The organism is Clavibacter michiganensis, assembly GCF_021216655.1.
Classification (GTDB): domain Bacteria; phylum Actinomycetota; class Actinomycetes; order Actinomycetales; family Microbacteriaceae; genus Clavibacter; species Clavibacter michiganensis.
The window spans coordinates 2,806,993-2,833,080 of the sequence record NZ_CP080437.1; the positions used below are offsets into that span (position 1 = coordinate 2,806,993).

A 26,088-nucleotide genomic window follows, 5' to 3' on the forward strand; every position below is an offset into this window, starting at 1 on the left:
TCCCCGCCGAGCAGCACGGCGGCTACGCAGCCGCGCCCGACGCCCGCGCCACGTGCGCGAGCAGCCGCTCGACCAGCATCCGGCGCAGCTCCACCGACGACCAGCCGTGATCCGCGCCCTCCACGGCGGTGAAGGCCGCGCCCGGCATGAGCTCGCCGTAGCGCGCGCCGTACGAGACCGGCACGACCTCGTCGGCCGTGCCGTGCAGCACGTCGACCGGGCCCGGGTATCCCTCGACCGGCCCGTAGACGTCGACGCCCGCGAGCACCTCGTCCGGGAAGCCCAGGCCGAGGCCCATGCCGGCGACGTCGACGACGCCGCGCTCGCGGGACGGCGCGAGCGGCACGCTCATGACGCGACCGTGCACCGTGATGTCGTCGACCACCACACCGGCCGGCGACCACAGCGTGAGGCTCGCGACGAGCTCGGGTGCGCGCGCCGCGGCCAGCGCCGACTCGACGCCGCCGAGGCTGTGGGCGACCACGTGCACGGGGCCGCCCGCGTCCCGGGCGAGGGCGCGGATCATCGCGGTCACCTGGTCGACCTCGTCGAGCAGGCGCACGTCGGCGAAGTCGCCGTCGCTCACGCCGTGCCCGATCCGGTCGTAGGCGCGCGCCGCCGTGCCGGACGCGGCCAGTGCCCGGGCGACGGGCACCCACAGGCCGTGGCCGCCGGTGCCCGAGTCGCCGAAGCCGTGCACGAGGAGCGCCGCGGGAGCCCCGGGCCGCACGGTGCCGTGCTCCCAACCGCGGAGGGTGAGCCCGCCGTGGTCGAGCTCGAGCGGGGCGACCCGGCCGGCGGCCCGGGCCATCAGTTGCGTCGGTCGGCGAACCCGGCCGGGAGGTCGCCGGGCGCCGTGTCGACGACGGTCTCGTCGTCCGCGCCCACGAACTCGTCGAGGGTGATGTGCGCGAACTCCGGCACGACGTAGATCGGGTACGTGGGCCCCGCGTCGCGGTGCGCGCGCATCTGGTCGAGGTGGTCGTTCTGGAAGAGCACCGTCTTCGATCCGTCCTCCTCGACCCAGCGCGGGAAGAAGATCGTGCCGTGCAGCACGCGCGCGGCCGGGATGATGTTGACGACGACGCTCGTACCCGTCGGCTCGTTCCATGAGACCTTGAAGACGCCGTCGGCGAGGGCGACGAGGTCGACCGTCTGGTCCTTCACCCAGCGGCCGCCGACCATGCCGGAGTGGATGCGGTAGTCGATGGTCGTGGCGTTCTTCACGTACATCTCGTACTGCCAGCCGTTGGCGTACGTGTAGATGAGACGGTGTCCGACGAGGGGGCTGAGGTCCTGAGCGGGCACGGGGTGCTCGACGCTCGTGGTGATGTTCTCCATGCATACGATCCTGACACCGGAATACGTTTGTTACAAGCGCACCTGCCTGGGTATCCTCGGGGCATGCCCTCCGAGCCGACCGACGCCGAGCTCGCGGCGGTCGCCCGCCGCCTCGGCTCGGAGCTCGGACCCTTCCGCCGCCGCCTCATGAACGCGTCGCGGAGCGCGGCCGACCTCCCCGACCTGCCCGACGCGCAGGTCGAGGTGCTCCGCCGCCTCGAGACCACCGGCTGGGCGACGCCCACCGCGCTGGGCCGCGGGCTGGGCCTCGCGCGCTCCACGATCAGCAACCTCGTCCTCGCCATGGAGCGGGACGGCCTCGTCGACCGGCGCCTCGCGAAGGGCGACGGCCGCAGCACCGAGGTGGGCCTCGCAGATCACGCGCGGGATCTGCTGCGCACCTTCGACCGCTCGGCCGAGGGCGTGCTCGTGGGCGCGCTCCGCAGCCTCACGGCCGACGAGCGGCGCGCCATCGCCCGCGCGCTGCCGGCCCTCGAGGCCCTGCACGCGGCGATCGGCGGAGAGCCCCGGCGCACCGGCGGACCGGCCACCCGCGGCGATTAGCTGTCGCATGGGAGTAGGCGCGGGATGTCGTGGCGACCTGCGGGCACCTGTGGACGGATCGCCGGATCAGGCGGCCAGGACGTCATATTGGTGCCCTCGCCGCAACCTGATCAAAGGAGATCACCATGGAATCGCGAGCCCGTCTACGAAGCGCCGCCACCGTCGTGGCGCTGGCCGCCATCGCCGCATCGACCTGCGTGGCTCTTCCTGCCCAAGCCGCCAGCCGGGATGAGACCCCCATCGCCGGCACCTATGCGAGTGCACCCATGTCCTTCCGCGGGTCCGACTCGTCGGTCGCCGAAGCGCACGGCTACCGCATCGTGACGAACTCGGATGGGCGCCAGACGAGCGTGCCGGTCTCCGCGGAAGCCAGGAGGCAGGCGGTGCTCGACAACGTCGCTCCGGGAGACTGCGGCTCGTCGTTCGTCAACGCGGCCAAGCTGTCCAACGACACTCTGGCTGTCACGACCGGCTACAAAGTCCCCTTCACCGTCGCTGAGAAGACATGGCGCGTGAACGCCGTGTCGGTGTTCTCCTCTCACACGTTCCCGTGGGATGGGCCGAGCGGCGGCGCCTGGTCTGCTCAGGCCGCTGCGACGCTCGTCGGTCCAGGCGTCGCGGTCGTCCCGTTGACTGCGCATGTGGTGGGGGTCAACGGCCGGGTCTGCTACTCGGCCGGGCCGACGGCGTCCTTCGGATGAGCGTCGACTTCGTCTTCGACGGTCCCGAGGGCGAGAGCCGCGAGCTCGTGGGGAGGCCCGTGAGATGCTGAACGAGGAAGGAATGCGCTCTTCGCCGGCGTCCGGACCGTCGATCGTCGTCGACGATGACGGGCTCGTGAAGCTCATGTACATCCGTGACGTCTGGGCCTTGCCGGACACGGGGATCCCGCCGTCTCGCTGGCCCGCAGCACCTGCCGCTCGACTCGAGGGTGTCGCCGGCGTCGAGGTCGGGCAGCAGGTGCGACGTCACTGGCTGGAGGCGATCGCCTGGCACGCAGGAGGAACTGACCGACTGCACGCGACCCGGCTCGCCGCGGAGGCGGGCGATTCCGCCGCCATCCGCGAGGTCATACCTCCTCGATGGGATCCGGAAGTCGGAGCCCTCCTCGACCTCGACCGCTACACGGAGTTCTTCCTGAGCCTCCCCGCCGCATCGTACGGTCTCGTCGACGCAGACGAGGAGCGCTCTCAGGCGGCCACGGTGGCGGCAGTGGGTCGTGGCCTCGGCGCGATCATCGTCCTCCCGATCCTCGAACCCCACGCGTCGCAGGTCGGAGACAGCTGCTTGCTCATCTCGCGGGGCATCTACGCCGACGAGGTGCGACTGGTGCGAGCGCTGGATGGATTCGCCCGTGGACTGGCAGAGGAAGAGGGGTGATCCAGCACTGCGCCCCGGACGCGACGACGCGCCGCCGGTCGGGGAGCGCATCCCCGTCCGACGGCGCGTCGTGATCCTCTGAGCCGTCCCGCCCGGCGTCAGGCCGCGTGCACGGACGCGGACGGGGCCTCGGCGGCCGCGTCGGCGTCTGTGCCGCAGGCGAGCGGGCCGGGCACGGCGTCCGACGACGCCCCCGCGTTGAGCCGCGCGAGGTAGCCGGCGAACGCGTCGAGGTCGGCGCGCGTCCACTCGCCGAGCCCGCGGATCAGGCGGCTGCCGCCCCGGGCGTCGTCCGCCTCGATCCCCATGCGGCCCGTCGGCGTGAGCGCGAGCACGCGCACCCGGCCGTCCTGCGCGTCTGCGCCGACCTCCACGAGCCCCAGCTCCTGGAGCTGGCGGAGCTGCCGGCTGACCACGCTGCGATCGACCCCGAGCTGGTCGGCGACGGCGCTCGCGTGGGCCGCGCCGCAGCGGCGGATCACGCGGAGCATCTTGTAGCCGATCGGCGGCAGCTCCGGGTGGATCCTGGCAGCGGCCTCCCGGGTCGTCGCCCGGATGCGCGCGGCGAGGGCGGTCATCTGCTCCTCCACCTCGGCGATGCCGGCGGCGATCCCCTCGGCGGCCCCGTCGGCGACGTCCGGGATGTCACCCGCTGCGTCGCCCACGGGGGAGCGGTCGACGTCGCTCATCGGCGGGCGTCGACCCCGGCGTCCTCGGCCTCGGGGAGCCGGATCGACCCGGTCGGGTTCGCCTCGCCGGCGGGGGTGAGCGCGACGGCCCCGGCGGACGCGCCGATCAGCGCGTCCTCGGCGTCGGTGCGGTGCACCTCGCGGGCGTCGGACGACGCGGCCTTGTCGCTCTTCAGCTGCACGGCGTTCTTGCTGCCGAGCTGCGCGTTGGGCAGGAAGATGACCGCGATGAGCGACACGATCGCGAGCGGCACGCTGTAGAGGAACACGTCGCCGATGCCCACGCCGTACGCGCTCTCGACCACGACGCGGACGGCCGGGCTGAGCTGCGAGACCTGCGGGATGACGCCGGAGCCGAGCGCCTGCGCGGCGGCGGCCTGGTCGGCGGGGGCGAGCTTCGTGATGCCCGCGGTGATCTCCGACGCGATGATCGTGCCGAGGATCGAGCCCAGCACCGAGACGCCGACGGTGCCGCCGAGGCTGCGGAAGAACGTGACCGCGCTGGTGGCGACGCCGAGGTTCTTGACCTCGATGGCGTTCTGCACGACGAGGACGAGGTTCTGCATGAGCATCCCGAGGCCCGCGCCGAGCACGAACATGTAGATGCCCACGAGCACGAAGTCGGTGTCGTAGCGGAGCGTGGACAGCAGCGAGGTGCCGGCGACGATGAGCACGGCGCCCGTGATCATGATCGCCTTCCACTTGCCGCGGCGGCTGATCAGGTTGCCGAACACGGTCGACGAGATGAGCAGGCCGGCCATGAGCGGGATCGTCAGCAGGCCCGACTGGGTCGGCGTGGCGCCGCGCGACAGCTGCATGTACTGCGCGAGGAAGACCGACGTGCCGAACAGCGAGATGCCGACCGCGAGGCTCGCGAGCACGGAGAGCGTGAACGTGCGGTTGCGGAACATGGTGAGCGGGATGATCGGCTCGGCGACCTTGAGCTCGGTGACGACCGCGGCGATCAGCAGGACGACCGCGCCGCCGGCCATGAGGTACGAGGTGCCCGAGGCCCACTCGAACTGCTTGCCGGCCTGCGAGACCCAGATGAGCAGGAGCGAGACGCCGCTCGCGATGAAGACCGCGCCGAGGTAGTCGACGTGCACCTTGCGCTTCGGGTGCGCGGGCAGGTGGAGGGTGACCTGCAGCAGGATGATCGCGATGATGGCGATCGGCAGGGCGATGAAGAAGTTCCAGCGCCAGCCGAACGCGTCCGTCACGACGCCGCCGAGGAGCGGGCCGCCGACGGTGCCGACGGCCATGACGGCGCCGAAGAGGCCGGCGTAGCGACCGCGGTCACGCGGGCTGATGATGTCGGCCATGATGATCTGGCTCAGCGCCGCGAGTCCGCCGGCGCCGAGGCCCTGGAGCACGCGGAAGACGATGAGCGTCTCGGTGTTCTGCGAGAAGCCGGCGAGCGCGGATCCCAGCACGAAGGTGCCGAGGGCGAGCTGGATGAGCAGCTTGCGGTTGAAGAGGTCGGCGAACTTGCCCCAGAGCGGCGTGCTCACGGTGGTGGCGAGCAGCGTCGCGGTGACGACCCAGGTGTAGCCGGACTGGTCGCCCTTGAGGTCGCTGATGATGATCGGCAGCGAGGTCGAGACGACGGTGCCGGCGAGGATCGAGACGAACATGCCGAGCAGGAGGCCCGACAGGGACTCGAGGACCTGGCGCTTCGACATGGATCCGTCGGCCGAGACGGTGCGGCGGGGGGCCTTCGCGGATGGCGCGGTGGCCGGGTGGTGCTGGGACATGATCCTCCGGGTAGTTGACTGCAGGCAACCATATGCCGATGGTGGATGGTTGTCAACCATCTCGGCTGGCCGTGGATCCGCTGCCCGGGCCGGAGGCGGCGCGCGGTCCGGAGTAGACCGGGATGGAGAGCCGGTCGACCGACCGGCCTCGATGCGAGGAGGAATCCCATGGTCGATTCGGTGGCGACGGTCTGGCTGCCCGTCAAGGACATGACGCGGGCGGTGGCGTTCTACCGCGACACGCTCGGTCTCACGATCACGAGCGAGGACGCGGACTGGAGCGAGATCGACGCGGACGGCCTGATGATCGGGCTCAACGCGCGCGAGGAGGCGGGCGGCTCGTCGAGCGGCGGGGCGGTCATCTCGTTCACGCCGGAGGGCTCCATCGAGGACGAGCTCGCGAAGATCAAGGCCCGCGGCGCCGAGATCACCGGCGAGATCAGCGACCACGAGTGGGGCCGCATCCTCCCGTTCCAGGACAGCGAGGGCAACGACCTCCAGCTGTACACGCCGCCCGCCAGCTAGGCGCGGCGAGCGCTCAGCCGGCCGACCACGTGAGGGAGCCGTCCCGTATCACCGCGCGGATCCGAGCGAGGTCGGCCGGCCGCTGCGCCGACTCGACGTCGAGGACGGTGAGGTCGGCGCGTCCGCCCACCTCGACGCGACCGGTCCCCGCCACGTCCTCGCCGAGGAAGGCGGACGGCTCGACGGTGAGCGAGCGGAGGACGTCGGCGGCCGACATCCCGGCGCGCTCCATGGCGAGGAGCTCCGGTTCTGTGTCCCGCTCGGGCATGTAGCCCACGTCCGTGCCGAAGAGCACGTGCCCTCCCGCCGCGATGAACCCGCCGAGGGCCGTGCGGATGGGGCCGACGTAATCCTCGTCCGGGCGGACGGTCGCGGCGAACATGTGCAGCGTCGGGACGACGCGCATGTCGCGGGCGGCGGCCTGGGCGAGGAGCGCCTCGGTTCCCTCCGTGTCGTCGGGGACGTGCGCCAGCGCGTCCACGCCCGCGTCGATCGCGACGGCGGTCCCGCGGCGGTCGGACGGATGGGCGAGCACGCGGGCCCCGCGACGGTGCGCCTCCTCGACCGCGGCCCGGGCGAATGCCCGGCGCATGGGCTTCACGCGCTCGGGCGTGACGTAGGAGCCGGTGAAGAGCTTGACCACGCCGGCGCCGCCGCGGATCTGCCGCGCGACCGCCCGCCGCGCGCCCCGGCGGGTGGCGGGCATGGGCAGCATCTCGCGCAGGAACCAGGGCACCATCGGTCTCATGTAGAAGGGCATCCCCCGCACCGGCCGGATCCCGACGCCGGCGGTGACGATCCGCGGACCGCGCAGCGCGCCCCGCTCGATGCGGCGGATCAGAGAGTTCGTGGTGCGGGGGAGCGAGCCGAGGTCGACGGCGCCGACGAAGCCGCGGCGCAGCAGCATGTCGTCGAGAGAATCCTGCACCTCGGCGGGCGCTCGCGACGCGCGGCTCCAGACGCGCCCGGTCAGGTGGACGTGGCAGTTCCAGAAGCCCGAGGTGACGACGCGGCCGCCGAGGTCGAGCTCCGCGATGCCCGGGGAGGACGCGACGGCGCCGATGGCCGCGACCCGGCCCGCGAGGATCAGCACGTCCTGAGGCCCGGAGATGGTCTCGTCGGGCGAGGTCCATACGCGGGCTCGGCGGAGGATGAGATCCGGCATCAGGGCAGCGGCTCGAGGTCGACGTGCACGTCGTCGCCGACCTCGAGGCCGTGGGCGTCGCGGATCGCGCGCTTTATCGGCAGGATCCACGTGCCGTCGCCCTGGGGGAACACGGACGTGCGCCAGGTCGTGGTGCCGACGCGGACGCGGACGGGGACGGATCCCCAGCCGCGGCGGCCCGCCTCGCCCAGTTCGCGGAGCATCGGGCCGAGGTCGGTGGGCAGGCTCACGAAGGTCCAGAGCGCGCGACGTGCCTCCCACGCCCAGAGGGGCGCGGTGAAGTCGAGGGGGAGGTCGTCGGCCATCACTCGACCCTAGGGCGCGCTCACCAGCCGGCGCGGTCCGCGATGACCGCGGCGACCTCGGCGGGGGTGCGGGACGTGGTGTCGATGGCGTGGCCGCCGAGGCCAGCGCGGTCGATGATCGCGGCCAGCTCGGGCGCGCGTGCCGAGTGCCAGGCCAGCGCGTGCGCATCGTCGAGATGGCGCTCCTCGATGCGGGCCTGGACCTCACCGGCGTCGACGGTCAGTCGTACGAGCAGCGGATCACGCGAGCCGAGCGCGGCCGCGTAGCTGACCAGGTCCTCCGCCCGCTCCACCACGGCCGCCACGATCACGACCGATGCCCCGGCCTCGCGGTAGTTGCGCGACAGGTCGCCGAGGTTGCGGAGCGCCAGCTCCTGCTGGAACGGATCCGTGCGCGGCGCCGGGCGGAGCAGGCGCACGGCGTCCATGTCGACCAGCGCGTGCGGGATCCCGCGCTCGGCGAGGAGGGCGCCGAGCGCGTGCATCGTCGTGGTCTTGCCTGCGCCGACGGTGCCGGTGAGGATCACGGCGTCCGTCATCGCATCTCAGCAGCCGCCCGTGACGAGGTCGCATTCGAGCTCGTCCGCGGATGCCGCGACCACCTCGAAGGACGCGGCGCCCGCGCGGATCGTCACCGTCGACATGCCGACCCAGCGCGGGTGCGGCTCGGCGGTCGTGCTGGAGATGGCGTGGCGGAGGATCCGGAGGCGGTCGATCGAGAGCGTCGCGGTGCGGCGGCGGAGGACCTGGTCGCGGCGGGTGAGGATCAGCAGCTCGCGCGGCGAGCACGCCGCCACCGCACCCGCGAGGCTCATCGGCCGGAGCCGCTGCAGCGCGCCCATGAGCCCGTCGGCGGTGGGCACGAGCGGCGTGCGGGGGCGCGACGAGAGGTAGCGGAGCTGCGGATCACGCGCCGCCAGGTCCCAGTACGCCGCCGCGACGCCGGCCTCGTCCTGTCCCACGTCGATGCGGGGCGTCGCACCGCGGGTCTCGGACGGGCGTGCGTGCGGCACCCCGGCGGACTCGCCCGCGAGCGTCATCAGCAGCTCGGTCAGCTCCACGACGACGTCGGCGGACGCTCCGTTGAACGGGACACGGAGGGCCTGGCCGTCGACCGCGTGCACCGTGAGCAGGCCGTCGAGCAGGTCGACGCGGTCGCGCACGGCCACGATGTCGGCGAAGGGGATGCGCCGGGCGGTGTACGCGGATCCGTCGCGCGAGAGCACCTCCAGCTCGCGGTCGCCGACGACGAGGAGGTGGTCGTACAGGTCCATCGTCGGGTCGGTGTCGCGGCGCGGGATGTCGCGCGGGACCTTGAGCACCAGACGGACGGCGAAGGGGTCGACGCCGTGCGGGCGGTACAGGCGGGGGACCTCGTCGAGGGTGCGGACGGTGTCGATCCACGGGCCGAAGGCGTCGTGCTCGGCTGTTCTGGCGGCTGGTGTCACCACGTGAACGTATACCGCGCGTCGGCGCCCACGGGAGGTCGGGACGTGCCCAATCCGGGGCGATCCCCGTGTGCTAGAGCAACGGCCGCGTCAGCCCTCGATCAGGTCCCGCTCGGGCGGCACGGCCGTCCACAGCCTCGCGACCCGCCGGGCGAGCGCCCGCTCGAGGCCGCCGAGCGCCTTGACCACGAAGATCGTCGTGCGGGCGGGGGAGCCGGCCTTCGAGAACCCGCGGTCGACCGCGCGCACCCACGTCTCCGCCGCGATCTTCGCGGTCGAGTAGTTCGCGCCGCCCGGGTACGGGCGCTGCACGGCCGTGGACGAGACGATGGCGAGACGGCCGGCGTCGGACGCCTGCAGGTCGGCGTCGAAGGCGCGCGTGGTGTTGCGCAGCGTGGTGACGAGCCGCTCGTGCAGGAAGTCCCAGTCGTCGTCGGTCTGGCCCTCGAGCCCGTTGCCGCCGCGCCAGCCGCCGACCAGGTGGATCAGGCCGTCGACGCCGCCGAGGTCGGCGCGGATCCGGCCGGCCAGCTCCACGACGGCCGCGTGGTCGGCGAGGTCGCAGACCTCGCGGCGCTCGGAGTCGACCTCCGCGAGCCGGCCCGCGTCGGTGCCGACCGCGACGACGCGCGCGCCCGCCGCCGTCAGCTCCGCGCAGACCGCGCGACCCGCGGCGCTCGAGGCGCCCGCGACCACGACCACGCGGCCGTCGACGCTCACGCGGCCTGCCCCGTGATCCCGGCGGTGGATCCGATGACGTCGCGCATCTTCTTCTCCAGCGCCTCGAAGAACATGCTGAGCGGGAACTCGTCGTCGAGCACGAGGTCGGTGAGGCCCTTCGGCGGCCCGTCGAGCGGCAGCGCGCCAGGTCCCTTCGCCCAGGTGGATGCCGGGTGCGGCGTGACCGTCTCGGTGACCATCGCGTACGCGGCCAGCCAGTGCGCGGTCTTCGGCCGGTCGATGGAGCGCCAGTAGAGGTCGTTCACGCGGTCGGCGAGCGCCACGACCACGTCGGCGACGTCGTCCCAGTCGATCGTGAGGCGCGTGTCGGTCCAGTGCAGCACGTGGTGCTGGTGCAGCCACGCGAACAGCAGCTGGCCGCCGAGGCCGTCGTAGTTGCGGACGCGGGATCCGGTGATGGCGAAGCGGAAGATCCGGTCGAAGATCACCGCGTGCTGCACCATGCCGGCGCGCTCGAGCAGCGCGTCGTCGGCGGCTGTGCGCTCGGCGGGATCCACCGCGGCGAGCCGGCGCTGGATCGCGACGGCCTCGCGGAACGCGGTGAGGTCGCAGCGCAGCTCCTCGATCGAGTAGAGGAAGAACGGCATCCGCTGCTTGATCATGAACGGGTCGAAAGGCAGGTCGCCGCGCATGTGCGTGCGGTCGTGGATGAGGTCCCACATCACGAAGGTCTCCTCCGCGAGCCGCTGGTCGTCGAGCAGGCGCCGGGCGTCGTCCGGCAGCTCGAGCTTCGTGACCTCGGCGGCGTGACGCACCACGCGGCGGAAGCGGGCGGCCTCGCGGTCGGCGAAGATCGCGCCCCACGTGAAGGTCGGGATCTCGCGCATCGCGACGGTCTCGGGGAACAGCACCGCGGAGTTGGTGTCGTACCCGGGCGTGAAGTCGACGAAGCGGATGGGGACGAACAGCGCGTTGCCGTAGTCGCCCGCCTCCAGCTCGGCCACGAACTCCGGCCAGACGACCTCGATGAGCACGGCCTCGACGAGCCTGGACGCGCTGCCGTTCTGCGTGGTCATCGGGAAGACGACGAGGTGCCGGATCCCGTCCACGCGGTCGCGCTGCGGCTGGAACTCGTTCAGGGAGTCGAGGAAGTCGGGCACGCCGAGGCCCGCGTCGACCCAGCGCGCGAAGTCCACGTCGAGCGCCGCGAGGTAGGTGGCGTCGTGCGGGAAGAGCGGGGCCAGCGTGCGGACGGCGTCGCGGATGGTCTGGATCAGCCGCGCGGCCTCCGCGTGGTGCGCGGCGTCGGGGATCGAGCCGTCCTTGACCTGCATGGGCTGGAGCTCGACGGCGGCGTCCTTGAGGGCGAGCCAGGCGGGGGAGGAGGCGACGGTCGCGACGTCCTCGACGACCTCGGGCTCGCCGATGACGGCTGCGGTGGGTGCGGCGCTGGACATGGATCGACCTCCGATCGTGCGGGTGGCGTGCGGTGCCTCCACCGTATCCGCGGGATCGGCGCGGGATCGTGTCCCGCGTGCCGGATCCGCGCGTGGATCGGCGCGGCCACGCAGCATCCGTGCGCGAGCGGGGAGGGCTACGCCTCGTCGTCCGTCGGAACCGGCGTCGTGGTCCCCGACTCGTGGTCGCGGCGCAGCACCGCGTAGCCGACGGACGCGCGCGGCTCGCCTCCCACCACGGGCCAGCCGTCGCGGTAGTGCGCCTCCTTCACGAAGCCCGCGCGCACGAGCACGCGGCGCATCGCCCGGTTGTCGTCGCGGGTCTGCGCCTCGACGCGCGTCACGTGCGGGTACGAGCCGAACACGTGGTCCGTGAGCGCGCGCACGACGGGCACGCCGAGCCCGCGACCGCGCGCCGCCTCCGCGAGGCGCAGGTCGAACAGCACGCCCGGATCCTCGAGGTCGTCGAGCACGACGAGGCCCACGCGACCGAATCCCGCGACCTCGACCCACAGGGCCGCGTGCTCGGGGCCGTCGAAGTCGCCGTCGGAGATGCGCGCCTCGACGTCCGCGGCCGTCGGCCGGGGCCGCACGTGGAACGGGAACGCGTTCGAGGTCAGGAACACCCGGAGCGCGTCGCGGTCGCGCTCGACGTCGACGGGGATCAGCGCGACGGCCGGGGATGCGGGCGGGGTGTCGGGCATGCGGGTCCTCCGGGTCGGTTCGAGCGACGGCGGCCGGGGCCGGCTTCTCCTTAGGCGCGGGTGAACAGCCGGTGAACCCGACGGTCCCCCGTAGAGGGGACACGCGAGCAGGGCGCAGGATCATCGCCGTGGATCCATTCATTCTCCTCGTGCTCGTCGTCATCACGGCGCTCGCCTTCGACTTCACCAACGGCTTCCACGACACGGCGAACGCGATGGCCACGTCCATCGCGACCGGCGCGTTGAAGCCCAAGGTCGCGGTCACGCTCTCCGCGGTGCTCAACCTGGTGGGCGCGTTCCTCAGCATCGAGGTCGCGCTCACCGTCACGAACGCGGTCGTGAAGATCCAGGACAAGTCGGGCGCCCCCGACCCGGCGCTGCTCCAGGGCGGCGGATCCGCGCTGCTGCTCATCGTGCTCGCGGGCCTCATCGGCGGCATCGTCTGGAACCTGCTCACCTGGCTGCTCGGCCTCCCGTCGAGCTCCTCGCACGCGCTGTTCGGCGGCCTCATCGGCTCGACGCTCGCGGGCCTCGGGCTGAACGGCGTGAACTGGGCGGGCGACGGATCCAAGCTCGACGGCGTCGTGGGCAAGGTGATCCTGCCGGCGCTCATGTCGCCGATCCTCGCCGGGGCGGTGGCCGCCGTCGGCACCTGGCTGGTGTTCCGCATCATCGGCAACCTCGCCGGGCGCGGCCTCGACCGCACCTTCCGCATCGGCCAGATCGGGAGCGCCTCCCTCGTCTCGCTCGCGCACGGCACGAACGACGCGCAGAAGACCATGGGCGTCATCACGCTCGCGCTCATCGCGGCGGGCGGCTGGACCGACACCGAGTCCGTGCCGTTCTGGGTGAAGATCAGCTGCGCGCTCGCCATCTCCCTCGGCACCTACATCGGCGGCTGGCGGATCATCCGCACGGTCGGCAAGGGCCTCGTCGAGATCGACACGCACCAGGGCATGGCGGCCGAGAGCTCGTCGGCCGCGGTCATCCTCGCCTCCAGCCACCTCGGCTTCGCGCTCTCCACCACGCACGTGGCCACCGGATCCATCCTCGGCTCCGGCGTCGGCCGCCCCGGCGCGCAGGTGCGCTGGCGCGTGGCGCTGCGCATGGTCGTGGCGTGGATCATCACCCTCCCGGCCGCCGCGCTCGTCGGCGCGGTCATGTGGTGGCTCGGCCACCTCATCGGCGGTGCGGCGGGCGGCATCGCGATGACGCTCGTGCTCGTCGCCGTGTCGATCACCGTCTACGTCCGCTCGCGCAAGGACGACGTCGGCGCGCACAACGTCAACGACGAGTGGTCCGACGAGAAGACCGCCCGCCCCGCAGCCCAGCCCGCCGACGTCTGAAGGACCCCGCCATGCTCCCCCTCTTCCTCTCCGCGGTCGGCCAGGTCGCGCTCGTCGCCCTCCTCCTCGGCGCGGGCCTGCCCGCCCTCTTCGCGCTCGGCGTGCGGTCATTCGCGCTCGCCAGTCCCGACACCAGCGGCCGCGTCGCCGGATCCGACTCCGCGCGCCGCATGCCGCCCGTCGTCCTCCAGGCGGTCGGCGCCCTCTGCTACGCGGTCGTCGTCCTCGCCGTGGTCGCGGGACTCACGCTCATCATCGCGACGGGCCTCGGCCAGTCGGTGAGCTTCGAGCACGTCATCCCGACCTTCACCTCGAAGGGCTGACGATGACCGACAGCGCATCCGAGGCCGGCGGGCCCGTCGACGGCACGACCGGCGTCGCCGTCCCCGACCGCCACGACCGCGGCATCGTCCAGCGCGTCGTCGGCTGGCTGCGCGCGGGCTACCCGTCCGGCGTGCCGGACCAGGACTACGTGCCGCTGCTCGGGATCCTCCGCCGCAGCCTCACCGCCGAGGAGCTCGAGCAGGTGGTCGACCAGCTCGTCGACGACGCGGTCCAGGCGGACGCGGCCGGCGAGGAGATCGGCAGGAGCCGGCTCCGCGAGCGCGTCGAGGCGATGCTGCTCGGCCCGGCGATGCCCGAGGACCTGGTGCGCGTCTCGGCGCGGCTGGCGGCCGCGGGTTGGCCGCTCGGATCCCCGGAGGACCTGCACGAGCCGGACGCCGCCGACGCGCGCGCGACCGAGCGCACGGGCCTCGTCTCCCGCGTCGTCGCGTGGCTGCGCGCGGGCTACCCGGCCGGCCTGCCCGAGCAGGACTTCGTGCCGCTGCTCGCGCTCCTGCGCCGCCGCCTCAGCGACGAGGAGGTGCAGGAGGTGAGCGCCCGGCTCGCGTCCGAGGGAGGGCTGCCCGCCAGCCGCCTCGACGTCGCCTCCGCCATCGCGGGCGTCACCTCCGAGATGCCGTCGGACGCCGACGTCGAGCGCGTGCGCGCCTACCTCGAGTCCCACGGCTGGCCGGAGGGCTTCCGCATCTGAGTCGCGCGCCGCGGCGCCGCGACGCCGGGGCTCAGTCGTATCGCGCTCCTCCGGCGGGGCGGACCCGGAACGCCGCGAGGGCGCTCGCGGCGAACAGGGCGCAGAGCGCGATCGGGATCCACCCGTCGAGCGGGACGCCCGCCCCGAGGGCGGAGGGGATGACCGCGATCAGGCCGGCGCCCGAGGCGATCATGACGACGAACGCGGCGACGAACCGCGCCGTCGAGCGTCTCATCGCGTCACCGCGATCGGGCTGCCGGGGCGGTGCCGTCGGGCGAGTGCGTCGGACTTCATCGGGTCGGCCTTCCGGGAGGTGCGACCCGCCCGGATCTCGGATCCGCGTGGCGTCGCCGGGTGCTGGCCACCATCCCCACGATCGGTGCCGGGGTCGACAGCGGCGCCCCCGTCGCTTGATTTGCACTCGCGCTGCAGTAGTGCAAAGATGCACTCCGTGACGACGAGTGCAACGGGAACGGGACTGCGTGAGCGCCGCCGGGTGGAGACCTCGGCGAAGCTCACGACGCTCGCCCGACGCCTCACCGCGCAGCACGGCCTCGCGGGCTTCACGGTCGAGGAGGTCTGCGAGCAGGCCGGCGTCTCACGCCGCACCTTCTTCAACTACTTCGCCTCGAAGGAGGACGCGCTCTTCGGGCGCTCCGCACGCGTCGACACCGCCGACCTCGAGGAGGCGTTCGTCGCGGCCGGCGACCCCGAGGATCCCGCGCTCTCGCCGACCCTCCTCGACGACCTCGCGGACCTGTGCCTCGAGCGCTGGGCCCGCCTCGACACCGACGGCACCTCGATGCAGGACATGCACGCGGCCTTCCGCCGTGAGCCCGGCCTCCTCGTTCGCGCCCTCGAGGCCGCCGTCGAGGACGAGGCGAAGGACGTGCTCCTCGTCGAACGCCGCGAGGGGCTGCCGGCCGGCGACCTCCGCGCGTCCGTCGTCGTCCAGATCATGGGCGCCCTCGGCCGGGCGAGCGCGCGCGAGTTCCTCGCCCCCGGCAACGCCGATCCCATACAGCTCATCCTGCGGCGGCGCCTCGACGCCCTCCGCGAGATTGCCCATCCCACCACCACCGCGACCACCCGCCAGCACGAACGGACCCCATGACCGCCACCGCCCCCGCGCCCCTCCTGCTCACGCAGCGGCGCATCTGGATCATCTTCTCGGCCCTCATCGCCGGCATGCTCCTGTCGAGCCTCGACCAGACCATCGTCTCCACCGCGATGCCGACCATCGTCGGCGAGCTCGGCGGCGTCGACCACCAGGTCTGGATCACCACCGCCTACCTGCTCGCCACCACGATCGTCATGCCCATCTACGGCAAGTTCGGCGACGTGCTCGGCCGGCGCAACCTCTTCCTCGCGGCCATCGCGATCTTCACGCTCGCCTCCGTCGGCTGCGCGTTCGCGGGCGACTTCTGGTCGTTCGTGGTGTTCCGCGCGGCGCAGGGCCTCGGCGGCGGCGGGCTCATGATCCTGTCGCAGTCGATCATCGCCGACATCGTCCCGGCCAACCAGCGCGGCAAGTACCTCGGCCCGCTCGGCGGCATCTTCGGCCTCTCGGCGGTCGGCGGACCTCTCCTCGGCGGCTTCTTCGTCGACCACCTCACCTGGCAGTGGGCGTTCTACATCAACATCCCCATCGGGATCGCGGCCTTCGTCGTGGCGTTCATCACGCTCACGCTGCCGAGCAAGAGGGCGACCAAGCGGATCGACGTGGCCGGCGTCGTGCTGCTCTCGCTCGCCACGACGTGCCTCATCTTCTTCACCGACTTCGGCGGCGACAAGGCCTACGGCTGGGGATCGCTCGCCACCTGGGCGTGGGGCCTCGGGCTCGTGGTCGCGGCGTCGCTGTTCGTGTTCACGGAGTCGCGGGCGGACGACCCGGTGATCCCGCTCAGCCTCTTCCGGAACCCCGTATTCGTGAACGCGACCGCCATCGGCCTCGCGCTCGGCATCGGGATGTTCGCGGCCATCGGCTTCGTGCCGACCTTCCTGCAGATGTCCACCGGCACCTCCGCCGCGGTCTCGGGGCTGCTGCTCCTGCCGATGATGGTTGGCCTCATCGGCATGTCGATCACGTCGGGCATCCTCATCAGCCGCACCGGGAGGTACCGGATCTTCCCCATCGTCGGCACGCTGCTGACGATGCTCGCGCTCGTGCTGATGACCTCGCTCACCGCCCAGACGCCCGTGTGGCTGATCTGCGTGTTCCTCTTCATCTTCGGGCTGGGCCTCGGCCTGATCATGCAGGTGGTGGTCCTCGTCGTGCAGAACGCGGTTCCCGCCGCGCAGATCGGCACGGCGACCAGCACGAACAACTACTTCCGCGAGGTGGGCGCCGCGCTCGGCACGGCCGTCTTCGGCACGCTGTTCACGACGCGCCTGACGGAGAACCTCACGACCGTGTTCGCCGGGGCGGGCGCGGCGCCCGGGGATGCGGCGGCCTCGGCCAGCAGCATCGACCCGCAGACGCTGAACGGGCTCCCGGACGCCGTGCGCGACGGGATCGTGGACGCGTACGCCGACGCGCTGGCTCCCGTGTTCTGGTACCTCGTGCCCTTCATCGCGATCGCCTTCGTGCTCTCGCTGGTGCTCAAGCAGATCCCGCTGTCGGACGTCGCCGGGCTCGTCGCCCGCGGCGAGGCGGTGGGCGGCGAGGAGGCCGAGCGGCTCGAGGCGGAGCAGCGCGCGGGCGTCCGCGCCGGCACGAGCCCGGCGCAGGCGACCGGCCCGGACGCGGCCGACGACGCGTCGCGGATCGCGGTGCCGTCGAGCGACGCGCGGGACGGCCGCCCCGAGCGCTGATCCCCGTCGACGGGATCACCCGTTGACACGGCCGCCCGCGGCTGGTCGACTCACGGCAGGGCCGTCGTCCCCTGAGGGGCGGCGGCCTGTCCCGTCCCGCAGAGCCGCCGGAGGTCGCCGTGTCCGAGCCCATCGTCATCACCCGCACGTTCGCCGCCCCGCGGGAGCGCGTGTTCGACGCGTGGATCACGCCGGCCGACTTCTCCGCCTGGTTCGGCACCGCCGCGGTCGACGTGCCGCTCGACACCCTGCGCATGGACGTGCGCGTCGGCGGCGCGTGGAGCGCGGTGATGCGCCTGCCCGACGGCGGATCGATCGACTGGGCGGGGGAGTATGTCGAGCTCGACCGGCCGTCGCGCCTCGCGATGACGATGACGGACCGGCCCGACCAGCCCGCGGGCGCGCCGCTCACGGTCGACCTCGAGGAGGTCGCGGGCGGCGCCACGCGCATGACCATGACGCAGCGCGCGGGCGAGTTCACGCCCGAGCAGCGTGAGATGACGATCCAGGGCTGGGGCGGGTTCCTCGACGTGATGGAGGGGCTGGTCGCGCCGACCGCCTAGCGGGGGTCGTCGGCGGGCCGCTCGCGCCGCGGCCGCCGCACCACGCCGACCGCGGTGATCCCCGCCGCGCCGAGCGCGAACGCGAGGACCGCGAGGAACGGCAGCTCGTCGGCCGACATGCCCGTGGCGGCGAGGGTGTCGCCTCGGGCGGCGGAGGCGGAGGCGTCGGCGGCGGCGATCGCGGCCGGCGATCCGGGGAGCGCGCCGGGGTCGGACGCACCGGGCGCGGTCGTCCCGGGATCCACCACGGCAACGGCCGTCAGGCAGCGGCGCACCTCGCCCGCGTCGTAGAACAGCGACCCGGGGGCGATGGGCGCGCAGCCCGCGCGGAACGGGATCGCCTTCTCGTCGTAGAGCATGCGCACGATGGCGCGGCCGGTCGCGTCCCGGTAGACGTCCCACTGCACGTTGGCGGCCATGGGCGTGACGGTCTCGCCGCGCCACGCGTTGGTCGCGTACGTGTACGGGGCCTCGGGGGTCACCGGCTGCGTCGAGCCCGGCAGGCCGAGGAGCGCCGCGAACGGGATGATCGTCTCGGCGTGCGCGAAGCGGAAGGTCGCGGCCGTGGAGGACCCGGCGAGGCGCGCGTCCATCGAGTCGAGGAAGTCGTCGAGGAGCGGCGTCGCCATCCGGTAGGTGATGTCGCTGCCCTGGAACGCCGGGCCCTTCGAGTAGAAGTCCTCCGCGTCGAGCAGGTACGCGAACCACTCGGTGTCCGCGTCGTCGCCCGCGCCAGCCGATGTGAAGTAGCGGTCGAAGTCGACGCTGACCTCCTCCGTCATGTCGGGCGCGATGATGTAGAGGTTGTAGAGCATCATCGCGGCGTCGAGCTCGTCGTCGACGTGGGTGCCGCCGTCGCCGCCGTCGACGAAGTGGTACTGCCCGGCCGCGAGGCGGTCGACGAAGGCGGGCGTGTAGATGCGCTCGAGCAGGCGGCGCGCGGCCTCGTGGCTGCGGGGCTGGGCGTAGATGGCATCGACCGCGGCGGTCACCGCGGGCCCGTCCTCGTACGCCTGGTAGTCGGCGTTGGCGGCCGACTTGTGGAAGTAGAGCGTGTCGGGATCCTTGGCGATGTCCTTCGGCAGGTGCGACGCGAGGAGCGGATCCGCGCGCTTCAGCCCCTCCGCGAACGCCTTGCCCGACGCGGTGGCGCGCGCCTCGCCGGAGCTCTCGAGCGCGACGGTGTCGGATCCCGCGTCGATCCCGGCGAACAGGGTGGGGAGCCGCTGGACGACGCGCGCGCCGATGCCGCGGTGCTGGTCGGCGCCCTGGCCGGTGAGGTTGCCGTAGCCGAGCTTCTGGTTCGCGGCCGTGAGCTTCTGGACCTCCGGGCCGAGCGTCTCGCCGAGGGTCGTGAGCGCGCCCTCGGAGCGCGCCTGCTCCCACACCTGCGTGGTGAGCGAGTCGTACTTGAAGCTCGACAGCGCGCGGGATCCGTGGCGCGCGACCGACTCCGTGTAGACGGGCGCGAACCCGGCGGGCGCGGGCGCGAGGTCGGCCGGGGTGCCCTGCGGGGCGTAGGGGGTCTTGCTGCTGTAGTACGTGCGGTCGGCGGATCCCGAGCCGGTCGCGGCGCCGGTGCCGCTGCCGTCGCCGGTCGCGGCGAGCGCCGGGAGGGCGGATCCGCCGGCGGCGATCCCGAGGGCCAGCGCGAGCGCGACGGAGGCGGACAGGCGGCGGCGGGTGCGGAGGCGCATGGGTTCCTGGTGGAGCGGGCGCGGCGCGGGAGGCGCGGCGGCGGGTGCGGGTCGGTCGCGGGCGCGACGGGGCCGACGCTAGGCGGATCGCGTGACGCGGCGGTGTCCCGGCGCTGAACGGGCGGGGCGCGGGGCGTCCGTCGAGCCCGCGCCTCGCCCGTAGGGTGGGAGGACGCGGGCGAGGGGAGTCGGATGATCGGGGTGCTGACCGGCTTCGCCATCATCGGCTTCATCATCGCAGTGGGCTACGGCGTCGGCCGCTCGGGGATCGCCGGTCCCGGTGCCCAGCACTCCCTCAACCGGGTCGCGTTCTTCGTCGCGACGCCCGCGCTGCTGTTCACGGTGCTCGCCAAGGCCGACCTGCACGTCGTGTTCTCGGCCTTCCTGCTCACGTCGGCGAGCGCGGTGGCCGTCGCGGCGATCCTCTACCTGGTCGTGGCGCGGATCCTCTTCCGTCGGCCGGTCGCGGAGACGACCATCGGCGCGGCCTCGGCGAGCTACGTCAACGCCAACAACATCGGCCTGCCGGTCGCGATCTACGTGCTCGGCGACGCGCAGCTCGTCGCGCCCGTGCTGCTGCTCCAGCTGCTGGTGCTCGCGCCGACCACGCTCACCGTCCTCGACATCTCGAGCCGCGGGTCCGCGTCGGTGGTCGGGATCCTCACGCAGCCGTTGCGGAACCCGATGATCATCGCGTCGATGCTCGGCATCCTCATCGCGATCACCGGGCTGCAGGTCCCCGATGCGATCTACGAGCCCTTCCGCCTCATCGGCGGCGCGGCGATCCCCATCGTGCTGATGGCGTTCGGCATGTCGCTCGTGGGGCGGAAGCCGCTCGCGCCGGGATCCGGCCGCGGCGAGATCGTCGTGGCCTCGGTGATCAAGACGGTGGTCATGCCGCTCGCCGCGTTCCTGCTGGCGCGGTTCGCGTTCCACCTGGACGCGCCGCAGACGTTCGCCGCGACCGTGATCGCGGGCCTGCCGACGGCGCAGAACATCTTCAACTTCGCGTCGCGCTACGAGCGCGGCGTGGTCCTCGCGCGCGACACCGTGCTGATCACGACGGTCGCGTCGATCCCGGTGCTGCTGGTGATCGCGGCGCTGCTCGCGCCCGGGACGTAGCGGCCCGAGGACTCAGCGGCGGCCGGTGGAGCCGCGCTGGGCGGCGCGCTTCTGCGAGCGCTTCGCCATCTGCGCCTTGCCCTTGGCCATGGCGGCCTTGCCCTGGCGGCTGCGCAGGAAGCGGCGGATCACGGGGACGGCGACGAACAGGAAACGGATCAGCGGCATGGTGCTCCTCGGGGGATCTGCGCGGATCGGTGGATCCCGGCCCATCGACCCTGCCAGGTCCGGGCGCGCGCGACCGGGTCGGGGGCGGATGCGACGGGGAGCGGCCAGGCGGGCGCAGCGGGGGAGGGCCCTATCCGCCTCAGAGCGCCTTCCGCATCTGCTGCGCCGTCACGCCGTAGCCCGCCGACGCGTACAGCGCGATCGCGACCCGGTTGGCGCCGAAGACGTTGAGCGCCAGCGCGGGGGCCCCGGCCGCGCGCGTCGCCTCCTCCACCGCGGCGCGCAGGGCGCGGCCGTACCCGCATCCGCGGCGGGACGGATCCACCAGGAGCTCGAACAGGAACGCCGTGTCGGGCCTGCCGTTCGGATCGTCGAGCGCGACCCAGGCGCTGCCGACCCCGACGCCGTGCTCGTCGAGCCCGCGCAGGAGCAGGGTGCGCGGCGTCCGGATCCCGTCGGGGAGCCACTTCGCGGTCTCCGCCGTCGCCCGTGCGAGGGCGCCTTCCGGCGGCCAGAGGCCCGCCTCGACCTGTCTGGCCGCGTAGTCCTCGTCGGCGGCGGCCATCATCTCGGCGAACTCGGACGGGGTCATGGGGCGCACGGTCACGGAGGGCATGCAGCGCATGGTCGCAGGGCGGGCGCGCTCGCGGCCGGGCTGTCCACGGCGGACGCGGACGCGGGCCCGGGGCCGGTGAGCCGGGTGTCAGCCGCGCGGGCGTTCCCCGTCGCGGATCCAGGCGACCTCGGCGCGCAGCAGCACGGCGCCCGGGCCGACGGGGGCGTAGCCGAGCGCGAGGGACGCGCGCGTGTCGAGGACGATCGGGTGCGCGGCCGCCCACGGGTGAGCGCCGCCCGCGACGCCGGGCTCGAGCGGCACGATGCGTCCGCGCCAGCCGAGCTCCTCGGCGATGACGGCGACGATCTCGGCGGCCGTCAGCGGATCCGGGTCGGCGGAGTGGAGGATCCGCGCGCCCGGCACGTCCGCGACCCGCGCGACGAGCGCCGCCGCGTTCGCCGCCGCGGTGAGGTGGTCGACGGACGCGCCGCGGTCGGCGAGCTCGATCGTGTCCGCGCCCGCGAGCATCCGCTCGACGACGGCTCGGGTGCGGGCGTTCCTCGCCCACCGGCCGTGCACCTTGGACGGGCGGATCACCGTCACCGGCAGCCCGCCGTCGAGGGCCGCCCGCTCGACGGCGACCTTCGAGGGCGCGTAGCCCTCGCGCGTGAACGGGTCGGTTCCCGGCGCGGCGGGCGGGAGCGTCGGGTTGTCCTCGGGGATCGGGACGGGGAAGCGCGGCGGCTCGTCGCCGTTGACGTGCCGACCCGCGTCGTCGACGTGCACGGCGCGCGAGGACGCGACGACGACGGATCCGCTCGCCCGCATCACCGGCAGAAGCGCCTGGACGTCGGCCGCCGTGAACGCCACGAGGTCGACGAGCAGGTCGACTCCGTCGCCCGTCAGCCGCTCGATGCCGCGGGCGTCGGCGCGGTCGACGGTGTGGAAGCGCACGCCGAGGTCCCGGAGCCCGGCGGGCATGAGGTCGGGATCGCGGCCCGTCACGTCGACCGACCACCCGTCTCGGGCCAGCCGCTCTGCGGTCGCGCCGCCGATGGCTCCGGTGCCGCCGAGGACGAGGGCGCGACGCGAGGGGGAGGAGGGCACGGTCGTCGAGCCTAGGGGCCTGCGCGGCCGCGTCGGTAGGGTGGCCGCGATGATCCGCCTCGAGGAGCACCGACCCGCTCGGGCTCGACGCGACGCTCGCGCCCCTGGGCTACGCGCAGCACCGCGCGGGCCCGCGGAACCACGGGGTGCACGTGCGGTCGGCGGGCGGATCGCGGACGCACATCCTCCACGTGTTCGCGGACGACGCATGGGACGCCTGCCCGCAGCGCCTCTTCCGCGACCGGCTCCTGCGCGACCCGGATGCACGCCGCCGCTACGACGACCTCAAGGCGGCGCTCGCCGAGACCGCCGCCGACGGCCGCGCCTACACCGCGGGGAAGACCGCGCTCGTCGAGGAGCTCGTGAACGCCGAGCCCGCGGATCGTGGCCTGCCGTCGATCCGCGTGTGGGACAAGTGACGGCGGCGCGCGTGCGGCGGATGGTGGAGAGCTCCGGAAATCGAACCAGACGAGGCACCCCGATAGGTGCGCTCCCCGAACGGATGACAACCTAGCGGATCCGCCTGGGCTGCCGCACGTCGGCCATCGAGCTCGGGACGCCGACGTGGCGATGCGGGTGGGGAGGGCGCGTCAGCCGCCGACGGTCCGCACCCGGACGGTCTCGCCGTCGCCGTCCAGCTCGAACGTCAGCGTGGTGCCCAGGGGGAACGCGTCGCGGAGCTCCTGCGGCTGGTCGGCCGTGACCACGAGCGCGGTGCGCGCCGGGACGCCGCCCGTCGCGCAACCGGGCACGCCGCTGACCGCACCGTCCTGCTCTGCCGGGCCGGCGACGAGACATGTCTCCTCGACGCCCGTTGCGGGGTCGGGCACCGGGATCCGCGCCACCGAGATCCCGTGGAACGCGGCGAACAGGGAACCCGGGGCGATGGATCCCGTGTCGACCGAGAGGTAGGTCGCGTTGTCCGGCACCGGCGGCGGCTCGAGCGCGAGCATCGCGACGGTGCCGCGCTCGTCGCCGAGCCACCAGGCCGTGGCGCCGGCGGAGGCGACGACCGCGATCACGATCGAGGCCGTCCAGACCGCGGCGAGGCGTGGGCGGAGGCGCGGGAGGCGGCGTTCGCGCCGGGGAGGAACCGCGTCGGGATCGACGTCGCGCAGGTCGGCCTCACGCGCGCCGTGGGGGTCGCCCCGCTGCGGATCCGCCGACGGCACGGCTCCACGCCCCTCGAGCTCCCGAAGCCGCGCGAGCGCTGCGGCATCGCGCGGGTCGCGATCCGGCCCGAACACGCGCCGGCGCAGCTCCGCTATCTCCGTGCGCCGGTCGTCGTCGTCCATCCCCGCATCGTGTCACGGGGCGGGCGACATCGCTCAGCAGGCCGCGTACGCGTATCCGTCCTCGGACGACGGCACCAGGTCGCGGTCGCGCACTATGGCGCGGGGCGCGGGATCCAGCGCCAGGATCCGCGCGCACACCTCGTCGGCCGTGCCGCGCAGGTCGTCGGTGTACTCCACGTCGAGCACGTGCGGCCCGTAGACCGCCGTGTAGTCGGCGCACTCCTTCCAGCGGTCGCACTCCTCGGCGATCGCGAAGTCGAAGCCGGCCTCGTCGCGACCGCGGGACCCGATGTCGGTGGTGTTCTTCTGCGCGACGGCGAGGCCCCGGCTGTGCGCGTGATCCACGAGGAGGGTCGCGAGGGCCAGCGTGTCATCGGCGTCGAGGGCGCCCGCGGAGCGGTACCAGGAGTCGAGGTTGTCGAACTCGACGGCCGGGAAGCCGGCGTCGGCGCAGCGGTCGACGGTCGTCGCCTGCCGGGCCGCGATGGCCGTGCGCTTCGCCGCGGTCGAGGTGTCGAGGATGGACTCGTCGTCCCAGTTCGGGTCCACGAGCGGCCCGTCGTCGCCCTGCACCAGCAGGTCGTCGGGCCAGGTCTCGCCCGGCTGGGTCTGGAATCCGTTGACGTAGCAGATGCCGTACGCGCCCTCCGCGGGCTCGTCCGTGCTGTCGCGCACGACGATCCCGACGCCGGCCGGCACCGGCGAGGCGCCGCCGAGCTGGTTGTCGAAGCCGGTGCCGACGGGCGGCAGGGTGACGGTCGCGGTCGCGGCCGCGGTCGTGTCCGCCGCGAGCAGGCCGGTCGTCGCCGCGTCGGCCGAGGCGACGGTCGGCGCGGACGCCGGACCGGGATCCGCCGTCGCGCAGCCGGAGAGGGCGACGAGGGCGGCGGTCGCGAGGGCGGCGAAGAGGAGGGGGCGCATCATCCGACCCTAGGCGGGGCGGTCCGCGGCGCCCACCACCCGGAAGCGCTCCATCACGATCTCGGTGTCGTCGTCGAGCCGGAACCCGTCGGGCAGCTCCGCGAGCACCTCGGCTGATCCCCAGAACCCCTCGTGCCCGGCGCGCCACTCGGCGACGGTCGTGAAGCCCTCGCCCTCGTCCAGCGCGTGCGCGAGCGGCACGTCCGCGAGGCGCGCGATCTCCACGGCCGTCGTCTCGATCACGAGCACCGGCCGCCCGGCGGAGTCGATGACGGCGCCGAGGGATCCGACGACCGGCAGCTCCTCGTCGTCGGCCGCGTACTGGGCGAGCAGCGAGCTCGTCGAGGTCTTCTCACCCGAGACGATGGCGGCCACGAGCTGATCCCGCAGCGGCCCCGGGAACGCGAACTCGACGGGCGGGAGGTCGGCGTCGGGCGTCGTCGTCATGCCCCGATCGTAGGAGCCGCGCCCCGGACGCCGCGCGCCCGCCGGGCCAGGCTGGATGCGACCCCACGACCACCGAACGAAGGCGCAGCGCATGAGCGAGATCCGCAACTCCGGCAACCAGTACGAGATCCAGGACCCGATCGCGCAGTACCCGTCCCCGCCGTTCCCGCAGCAGGAGCAGACCGGGCCCGGCGACGAGAAGCGCTTCGAGCCGACGCCCGACCACGGCCAGGACAGCTACGTCGGCTTCGGACGGTTGACGGGCCGCAAGGTGCTCATCACGGGCGCGGACTCCGGCATCGGCAAGGCGGTCGCGATCGCGTTCGCGCGCGAGGGCGCCGACATCGCGCTCAACTTCCTCGACGAGGAGCTCGAGGACGCGCGCGACACCGCATCCACCATCGAGGCCGACGGGCGCACCGCCGCGCTCGTGCCCGGCGACATCTCCGACGAGACCGCATGCCAGGACATCGTGCAGGCGTCCGTGGCGGCGCTCGGAGGCGTCGACTGCCTCGTGATGGTCGCGGGCTACCAGCGCAACGAGGACGACATCCTCGACCTCGACTCCGAGCAGCTCGACCGCACGATGAAGACCAACGTCTACTCGCTGTTCTGGCTGAGCAAGGCCGTGATCCCGCACCTGCCCAAGGGCGGCAGCATCATCACGACCAGCTCGTCGCAGGCGTACCAGCCGAGCCCGGACAAGATCGACTACGCGGTCTCCAAGGGCGCGATCCGGAACTTCACGCAGGGGCTCGCGCAGCAGCTCGCGCCGAAGGGGATCCGCGTCAACTCGGTCGCGCCCGGCCCGTTCTGGACCGTGCTGCAGCCCGTCGGCCAGTCGGCCTCGGACGTGGAGGAGTTCGGATCCCAGTCGGTCTACGGCCGCCCGGGTCAGCCGGCCGAGATCGCGGCGACGTACGTGTTCCTCGCGAGCCAGGAGTCGAGCTTCACGAGCGGCGAGACGATCGCGGTGACGGGCGGCACGCCCGTCCACTGATCC

32 protein-coding genes are annotated in these 26,088 nt (G+C 73.2%); 13 read left to right on the plus strand and 19 right to left on the minus strand.

Going from position 1 to position 26,088, the window contains the following annotated elements; translation table 11 throughout:
* Nucleotides 1-22: 22 nt before the first annotated feature.
* Nucleotides 23-811, minus strand: a complete 789-nt coding sequence (locus K0V08_RS13240) for an alpha/beta hydrolase (protein ID WP_079531354.1) — start codon at nt 809-811, stop codon at nt 23-25.
* Nucleotides 811-1,341 (minus strand): phenolic acid decarboxylase, encoded by a 531-nt coding sequence (locus K0V08_RS13245; RefSeq protein ID WP_011931659.1) that lies wholly within the window; start codon nt 1,339-1,341, stop codon nt 811-813. The genes K0V08_RS13240 and K0V08_RS13245 overlap by 1 nt, the downstream gene beginning before the upstream one ends.
* A gap of 63 nt (nt 1,342-1,404) precedes the next feature.
* On the opposite strand from K0V08_RS13245, the gene K0V08_RS13250 reads away from it, so the two are divergent.
* The 3 genes from K0V08_RS13250 (at nt 1,405) to K0V08_RS13260 (ending at nt 3,285) form a co-directional block, all read left to right on the plus strand.
* Complete coding sequence (locus K0V08_RS13250; RefSeq protein WP_079531357.1) at nt 1,405-1,905, plus strand: MarR family winged helix-turn-helix transcriptional regulator; 501 nt, start codon at nt 1,405-1,407, stop codon at nt 1,903-1,905.
* Nucleotides 1,906-2,030: 125 nt separating this feature from the next.
* Nucleotides 2,031-2,606, plus strand: coding sequence for a hypothetical protein (locus K0V08_RS13255; protein WP_079531359.1), 576 nt, complete (start codon nt 2,031-2,033; stop codon nt 2,604-2,606).
* 64 nt (nt 2,607-2,670) lie between these two features.
* Nucleotides 2,671-3,285 (plus strand): hypothetical protein, encoded by a 615-nt coding sequence (locus K0V08_RS13260; RefSeq protein ID WP_011931662.1) that lies wholly within the window; start codon nt 2,671-2,673, stop codon nt 3,283-3,285.
* 98 nt (nt 3,286-3,383) lie between these two features.
* On the opposite strand, the gene K0V08_RS13265 is transcribed toward K0V08_RS13260, so the two are convergent.
* The gene (locus tag K0V08_RS13265; RefSeq protein WP_079531362.1) at nt 3,384-3,974 is read right to left on the minus strand and encodes a MarR family winged helix-turn-helix transcriptional regulator; all 591 of its coding nucleotides are present in this window, start codon (nt 3,972-3,974) and stop codon (nt 3,384-3,386) included.
* A complete protein-coding gene (locus K0V08_RS13270) occupies nt 3,971-5,728 on the minus strand; it encodes an MDR family MFS transporter (protein ID WP_172405748.1) in 1,758 nt (585 codons plus the stop codon). Before K0V08_RS13270 ends, K0V08_RS13265 begins: the two co-directional genes overlap by 4 nt.
* Nucleotides 5,729-5,896: 168 nt before the next feature.
* Here K0V08_RS13270 and K0V08_RS13275 point away from each other — a divergent pair, with 168 nt between their 5' ends.
* Nucleotides 5,897-6,253, plus strand: a complete 357-nt coding sequence (locus K0V08_RS13275; protein ID WP_011931665.1) for a VOC family protein — start codon at nt 5,897-5,899, stop codon at nt 6,251-6,253.
* A gap of 13 nt (nt 6,254-6,266) precedes the next feature.
* Here K0V08_RS13275 and K0V08_RS13280 read toward each other — a convergent pair whose 3' ends face one another.
* The 7 genes from K0V08_RS13280 to K0V08_RS13310 form a co-directional block, all read right to left on the minus strand.
* Nucleotides 6,267-7,418 (minus strand): amidohydrolase family protein, encoded by a 1,152-nt coding sequence (locus tag K0V08_RS13280; protein ID WP_079531364.1) that lies wholly within the window; start codon nt 7,416-7,418, stop codon nt 6,267-6,269.
* Nucleotides 7,418-7,723 carry a DUF1905 domain-containing protein gene (locus K0V08_RS13285; RefSeq protein ID WP_079531367.1) on the minus strand — a complete coding sequence of 102 codons (306 nt, stop codon included), beginning with the start codon at nt 7,721-7,723 and terminating at the stop codon, nt 7,418-7,420. Before K0V08_RS13285 ends, K0V08_RS13280 begins: the two co-directional genes overlap by 1 nt.
* Nucleotides 7,724-7,743: 20 nt before the next feature.
* Nucleotides 7,744-8,262: an adenylyl-sulfate kinase gene (locus K0V08_RS13290; protein ID WP_079531369.1), complete on the minus strand. Its 519-nt coding sequence runs from the start codon at nt 8,260-8,262 to the stop codon at nt 7,744-7,746.
* A 6-nt stretch (nt 8,263-8,268) separates the two neighbouring features.
* Nucleotides 8,269-9,171 (minus strand): hypothetical protein, encoded by a 903-nt coding sequence (locus tag K0V08_RS13295; RefSeq protein WP_011931669.1) that lies wholly within the window; start codon nt 9,169-9,171, stop codon nt 8,269-8,271.
* Nucleotides 9,172-9,261: 90 nt separating this feature from the next.
* On the minus strand, nt 9,262-9,891 hold the full coding sequence (locus tag K0V08_RS13300) for an SDR family oxidoreductase (RefSeq protein WP_079531371.1): 630 nt from the start codon (nt 9,889-9,891) through the stop codon (nt 9,262-9,264).
* Nucleotides 9,888-11,309: a DUF6421 family protein gene (locus tag K0V08_RS13305; protein ID WP_079533622.1), complete on the minus strand. Its 1,422-nt coding sequence runs from the start codon at nt 11,307-11,309 to the stop codon at nt 9,888-9,890. Before K0V08_RS13305 ends, K0V08_RS13300 begins: the two co-directional genes overlap by 4 nt.
* A gap of 137 nt (nt 11,310-11,446) precedes the next feature.
* Nucleotides 11,447-12,013, minus strand: coding sequence for a GNAT family N-acetyltransferase (locus K0V08_RS13310; protein ID WP_079531374.1), 567 nt, complete (start codon nt 12,011-12,013; stop codon nt 11,447-11,449).
* A gap of 128 nt (nt 12,014-12,141) precedes the next feature.
* Between K0V08_RS13310 and K0V08_RS13315 the strand changes: the two genes are divergently transcribed.
* The 3 genes from K0V08_RS13315 to K0V08_RS13325 are packed head-to-tail and all read left to right on the plus strand — an operon-like array spanning nt 12,142 to nt 14,395.
* Nucleotides 12,142-13,359 carry an inorganic phosphate transporter gene (locus K0V08_RS13315; protein WP_011931673.1) on the plus strand — a complete coding sequence of 406 codons (1,218 nt, stop codon included), beginning with the start codon at nt 12,142-12,144 and terminating at the stop codon, nt 13,357-13,359.
* An 11-nt stretch (nt 13,360-13,370) separates the two neighbouring features.
* A complete protein-coding gene (locus K0V08_RS13320; RefSeq protein WP_011931674.1) occupies nt 13,371-13,682 on the plus strand; it encodes a hypothetical protein in 312 nt (103 codons plus the stop codon).
* A 2-nt stretch (nt 13,683-13,684) separates the two neighbouring features.
* Complete coding sequence (locus tag K0V08_RS13325; protein WP_079531377.1) at nt 13,685-14,395, plus strand: DUF3349 domain-containing protein; 711 nt, start codon at nt 13,685-13,687, stop codon at nt 14,393-14,395.
* A gap of 31 nt (nt 14,396-14,426) precedes the next feature.
* On the opposite strand, the gene K0V08_RS13330 is transcribed toward K0V08_RS13325, so the two are convergent.
* Nucleotides 14,427-14,630, minus strand: coding sequence for a hypothetical protein (locus tag K0V08_RS13330; protein WP_011931676.1), 204 nt, complete (start codon nt 14,628-14,630; stop codon nt 14,427-14,429).
* A 207-nt stretch (nt 14,631-14,837) separates the two neighbouring features.
* Here K0V08_RS13330 and K0V08_RS13335 point away from each other — a divergent pair, with 207 nt between their 5' ends.
* The 3 genes from K0V08_RS13335 to K0V08_RS13345 all read left to right on the plus strand — a co-directional run bounded on the left by K0V08_RS13335 (nt 14,838) and on the right by K0V08_RS13345 (nt 17,772).
* Nucleotides 14,838-15,509, plus strand: coding sequence for a TetR/AcrR family transcriptional regulator (locus tag K0V08_RS13335; RefSeq protein ID WP_050976283.1), 672 nt, complete (start codon nt 14,838-14,840; stop codon nt 15,507-15,509).
* The gene (locus K0V08_RS13340; RefSeq protein ID WP_079531380.1) at nt 15,506-17,209 is read left to right on the plus strand and encodes an MDR family MFS transporter; all 1,704 of its coding nucleotides are present in this window, start codon (nt 15,506-15,508) and stop codon (nt 17,207-17,209) included. Before K0V08_RS13335 ends, K0V08_RS13340 begins: the two co-directional genes overlap by 4 nt.
* Before the next feature lie 119 nt (nt 17,210-17,328).
* Nucleotides 17,329-17,772: an SRPBCC family protein gene (locus K0V08_RS13345; protein WP_079531383.1), complete on the plus strand. Its 444-nt coding sequence runs from the start codon at nt 17,329-17,331 to the stop codon at nt 17,770-17,772.
* Here the strand turns inward: K0V08_RS13345 and K0V08_RS13350 are convergent.
* Entirely contained in the window at nt 17,769-19,469 is a 1,701-nt protein-coding gene (locus tag K0V08_RS13350) for a histidine-type phosphatase (protein ID WP_079531386.1), read from the minus strand. The genes K0V08_RS13345 and K0V08_RS13350 overlap by 4 nt on opposite strands.
* A gap of 192 nt (nt 19,470-19,661) precedes the next feature.
* On the opposite strand from K0V08_RS13350, the gene K0V08_RS13355 reads away from it, so the two are divergent.
* Nucleotides 19,662-20,591: an AEC family transporter gene (locus K0V08_RS13355; protein WP_011931681.1), complete on the plus strand. Its 930-nt coding sequence runs from the start codon at nt 19,662-19,664 to the stop codon at nt 20,589-20,591.
* A gap of 12 nt (nt 20,592-20,603) precedes the next feature.
* On the opposite strand, the gene K0V08_RS13360 is transcribed toward K0V08_RS13355, so the two are convergent.
* The 3 genes from K0V08_RS13360 to K0V08_RS13370 all read right to left on the minus strand — a co-directional run bounded on the left by K0V08_RS13360 (nt 20,604) and on the right by K0V08_RS13370 (nt 22,422).
* Entirely contained in the window at nt 20,604-20,759 is a 156-nt protein-coding gene (locus tag K0V08_RS13360) for a hypothetical protein (protein ID WP_167435179.1), read from the minus strand.
* A gap of 139 nt (nt 20,760-20,898) precedes the next feature.
* A complete protein-coding gene (locus K0V08_RS13365) occupies nt 20,899-21,375 on the minus strand; it encodes a GNAT family N-acetyltransferase (protein WP_079533624.1) in 477 nt (158 codons plus the stop codon).
* A gap of 87 nt (nt 21,376-21,462) precedes the next feature.
* Nucleotides 21,463-22,422, minus strand: coding sequence for an NAD-dependent epimerase/dehydratase family protein (locus K0V08_RS13370; protein WP_079531388.1), 960 nt, complete (start codon nt 22,420-22,422; stop codon nt 21,463-21,465).
* A gap of 104 nt (nt 22,423-22,526) precedes the next feature.
* Here K0V08_RS13370 and K0V08_RS13375 point away from each other — a divergent pair, with 104 nt between their 5' ends.
* The gene (locus tag K0V08_RS13375; RefSeq protein WP_079531391.1) at nt 22,527-22,841 is read left to right on the plus strand and encodes a GrpB family protein; all 315 of its coding nucleotides are present in this window, start codon (nt 22,527-22,529) and stop codon (nt 22,839-22,841) included.
* 171 nt (nt 22,842-23,012) lie between these two features.
* Here the strand turns inward: K0V08_RS13375 and K0V08_RS13380 are convergent, their stop codons facing one another.
* The 3 genes from K0V08_RS13380 to K0V08_RS13390 are packed head-to-tail and all read right to left on the minus strand — an operon-like array spanning nt 23,013 to nt 25,085.
* Nucleotides 23,013-23,717, minus strand: a complete 705-nt coding sequence (locus K0V08_RS13380) for a hypothetical protein (RefSeq protein WP_079531394.1) — start codon at nt 23,715-23,717, stop codon at nt 23,013-23,015.
* A gap of 33 nt (nt 23,718-23,750) precedes the next feature.
* Nucleotides 23,751-24,638: an endo alpha-1,4 polygalactosaminidase gene (locus tag K0V08_RS13385; protein WP_079531397.1), complete on the minus strand. Its 888-nt coding sequence runs from the start codon at nt 24,636-24,638 to the stop codon at nt 23,751-23,753.
* 9 nt (nt 24,639-24,647) lie between these two features.
* A complete protein-coding gene (locus K0V08_RS13390; RefSeq protein WP_011931687.1) occupies nt 24,648-25,085 on the minus strand; it encodes an ASCH domain-containing protein in 438 nt (145 codons plus the stop codon).
* A gap of 91 nt (nt 25,086-25,176) precedes the next feature.
* On the opposite strand from K0V08_RS13390, the gene K0V08_RS13395 reads away from it, so the two are divergent.
* Nucleotides 25,177-26,085, plus strand: coding sequence for an SDR family oxidoreductase (locus K0V08_RS13395; protein ID WP_011931689.1), 909 nt, complete (start codon nt 25,177-25,179; stop codon nt 26,083-26,085).
* Nucleotides 26,086-26,088 lie beyond the last annotated feature (3 nt).

Bases quoted from the DNA above. Each gene is read 5' to 3' on its own strand.
- K0V08_RS13325 (WP_079531377.1), top strand. From the start codon at position 13,685: ATGACCGACAGCGCATCCGAGGCCGGCGGGCCCGTCGACGGCACGACC.
- K0V08_RS13320 (WP_011931674.1), top strand. From the start codon at position 13,371: ATGCTCCCCCTCTTCCTCTCCGCGGTCGGCCAGGTCGCGCTCGTCGCC.
- K0V08_RS13385 (WP_079531397.1), bottom strand. From the start codon at position 24,638: ATGCGCCCCCTCCTCTTCGCCGCCCTCGCGACCGCCGCCCTCGTCGCC.
- K0V08_RS13240 (WP_079531354.1), bottom strand. From the start codon at position 811: ATGGCCCGGGCCGCCGGCCGGGTCGCCCCGCTCGAGCTCGACCACGGC.
- K0V08_RS13380 (WP_079531394.1), bottom strand. From the start codon at position 23,717: ATGGACGACGACGACCGGCGCACGGAGATAGCGGAGCTGCGCCGGCGC.
- K0V08_RS13290 (WP_079531369.1), bottom strand. From the start codon at position 8,262: ATGACGGACGCCGTGATCCTCACCGGCACCGTCGGCGCAGGCAAGACC.
- K0V08_RS13245 (WP_011931659.1), bottom strand. From the start codon at position 1,341: ATGGAGAACATCACCACGAGCGTCGAGCACCCCGTGCCCGCTCAGGAC.
- K0V08_RS13260 (WP_011931662.1), top strand. From the start codon at position 2,671: ATGCTGAACGAGGAAGGAATGCGCTCTTCGCCGGCGTCCGGACCGTCG.
- K0V08_RS13330 (WP_011931676.1), bottom strand. From the start codon at position 14,630: ATGAGACGCTCGACGGCGCGGTTCGTCGCCGCGTTCGTCGTCATGATC.
- K0V08_RS13275 (WP_011931665.1), top strand. From the start codon at position 5,897: ATGGTCGATTCGGTGGCGACGGTCTGGCTGCCCGTCAAGGACATGACG.
- K0V08_RS13395 (WP_011931689.1), top strand. From the start codon at position 25,177: ATGAGCGAGATCCGCAACTCCGGCAACCAGTACGAGATCCAGGACCCG.
- K0V08_RS13365 (WP_079533624.1), bottom strand. From the start codon at position 21,375: ATGCCCTCCGTGACCGTGCGCCCCATGACCCCGTCCGAGTTCGCCGAG.
- K0V08_RS13270 (WP_172405748.1), bottom strand. From the start codon at position 5,728: ATGTCCCAGCACCACCCGGCCACCGCGCCATCCGCGAAGGCCCCCCGC.
- K0V08_RS13355 (WP_011931681.1), top strand. From the start codon at position 19,662: ATGATCGGGGTGCTGACCGGCTTCGCCATCATCGGCTTCATCATCGCA.
- K0V08_RS13390 (WP_011931687.1), bottom strand. From the start codon at position 25,085: ATGACGACGACGCCCGACGCCGACCTCCCGCCCGTCGAGTTCGCGTTC.
- K0V08_RS13310 (WP_079531374.1), bottom strand. From the start codon at position 12,013: ATGCCCGACACCCCGCCCGCATCCCCGGCCGTCGCGCTGATCCCCGTC.
- K0V08_RS13360 (WP_167435179.1), bottom strand. From the start codon at position 20,759: ATGCCGCTGATCCGTTTCCTGTTCGTCGCCGTCCCCGTGATCCGCCGC.
- K0V08_RS13335 (WP_050976283.1), top strand. From the start codon at position 14,838: ATGCACTCCGTGACGACGAGTGCAACGGGAACGGGACTGCGTGAGCGC.
- K0V08_RS13250 (WP_079531357.1), top strand. From the start codon at position 1,405: ATGCCCTCCGAGCCGACCGACGCCGAGCTCGCGGCGGTCGCCCGCCGC.
- K0V08_RS13255 (WP_079531359.1), top strand. From the start codon at position 2,031: ATGGAATCGCGAGCCCGTCTACGAAGCGCCGCCACCGTCGTGGCGCTG.
- K0V08_RS13280 (WP_079531364.1), bottom strand. From the start codon at position 7,418: ATGCCGGATCTCATCCTCCGCCGAGCCCGCGTATGGACCTCGCCCGAC.
- K0V08_RS13285 (WP_079531367.1), bottom strand. From the start codon at position 7,723: ATGGCCGACGACCTCCCCCTCGACTTCACCGCGCCCCTCTGGGCGTGG.
- K0V08_RS13265 (WP_079531362.1), bottom strand. From the start codon at position 3,974: ATGAGCGACGTCGACCGCTCCCCCGTGGGCGACGCAGCGGGTGACATC.
- K0V08_RS13340 (WP_079531380.1), top strand. From the start codon at position 15,506: ATGACCGCCACCGCCCCCGCGCCCCTCCTGCTCACGCAGCGGCGCATC.
- K0V08_RS13305 (WP_079533622.1), bottom strand. From the start codon at position 11,309: ATGTCCAGCGCCGCACCCACCGCAGCCGTCATCGGCGAGCCCGAGGTC.
- K0V08_RS13350 (WP_079531386.1), bottom strand. From the start codon at position 19,469: ATGCGCCTCCGCACCCGCCGCCGCCTGTCCGCCTCCGTCGCGCTCGCG.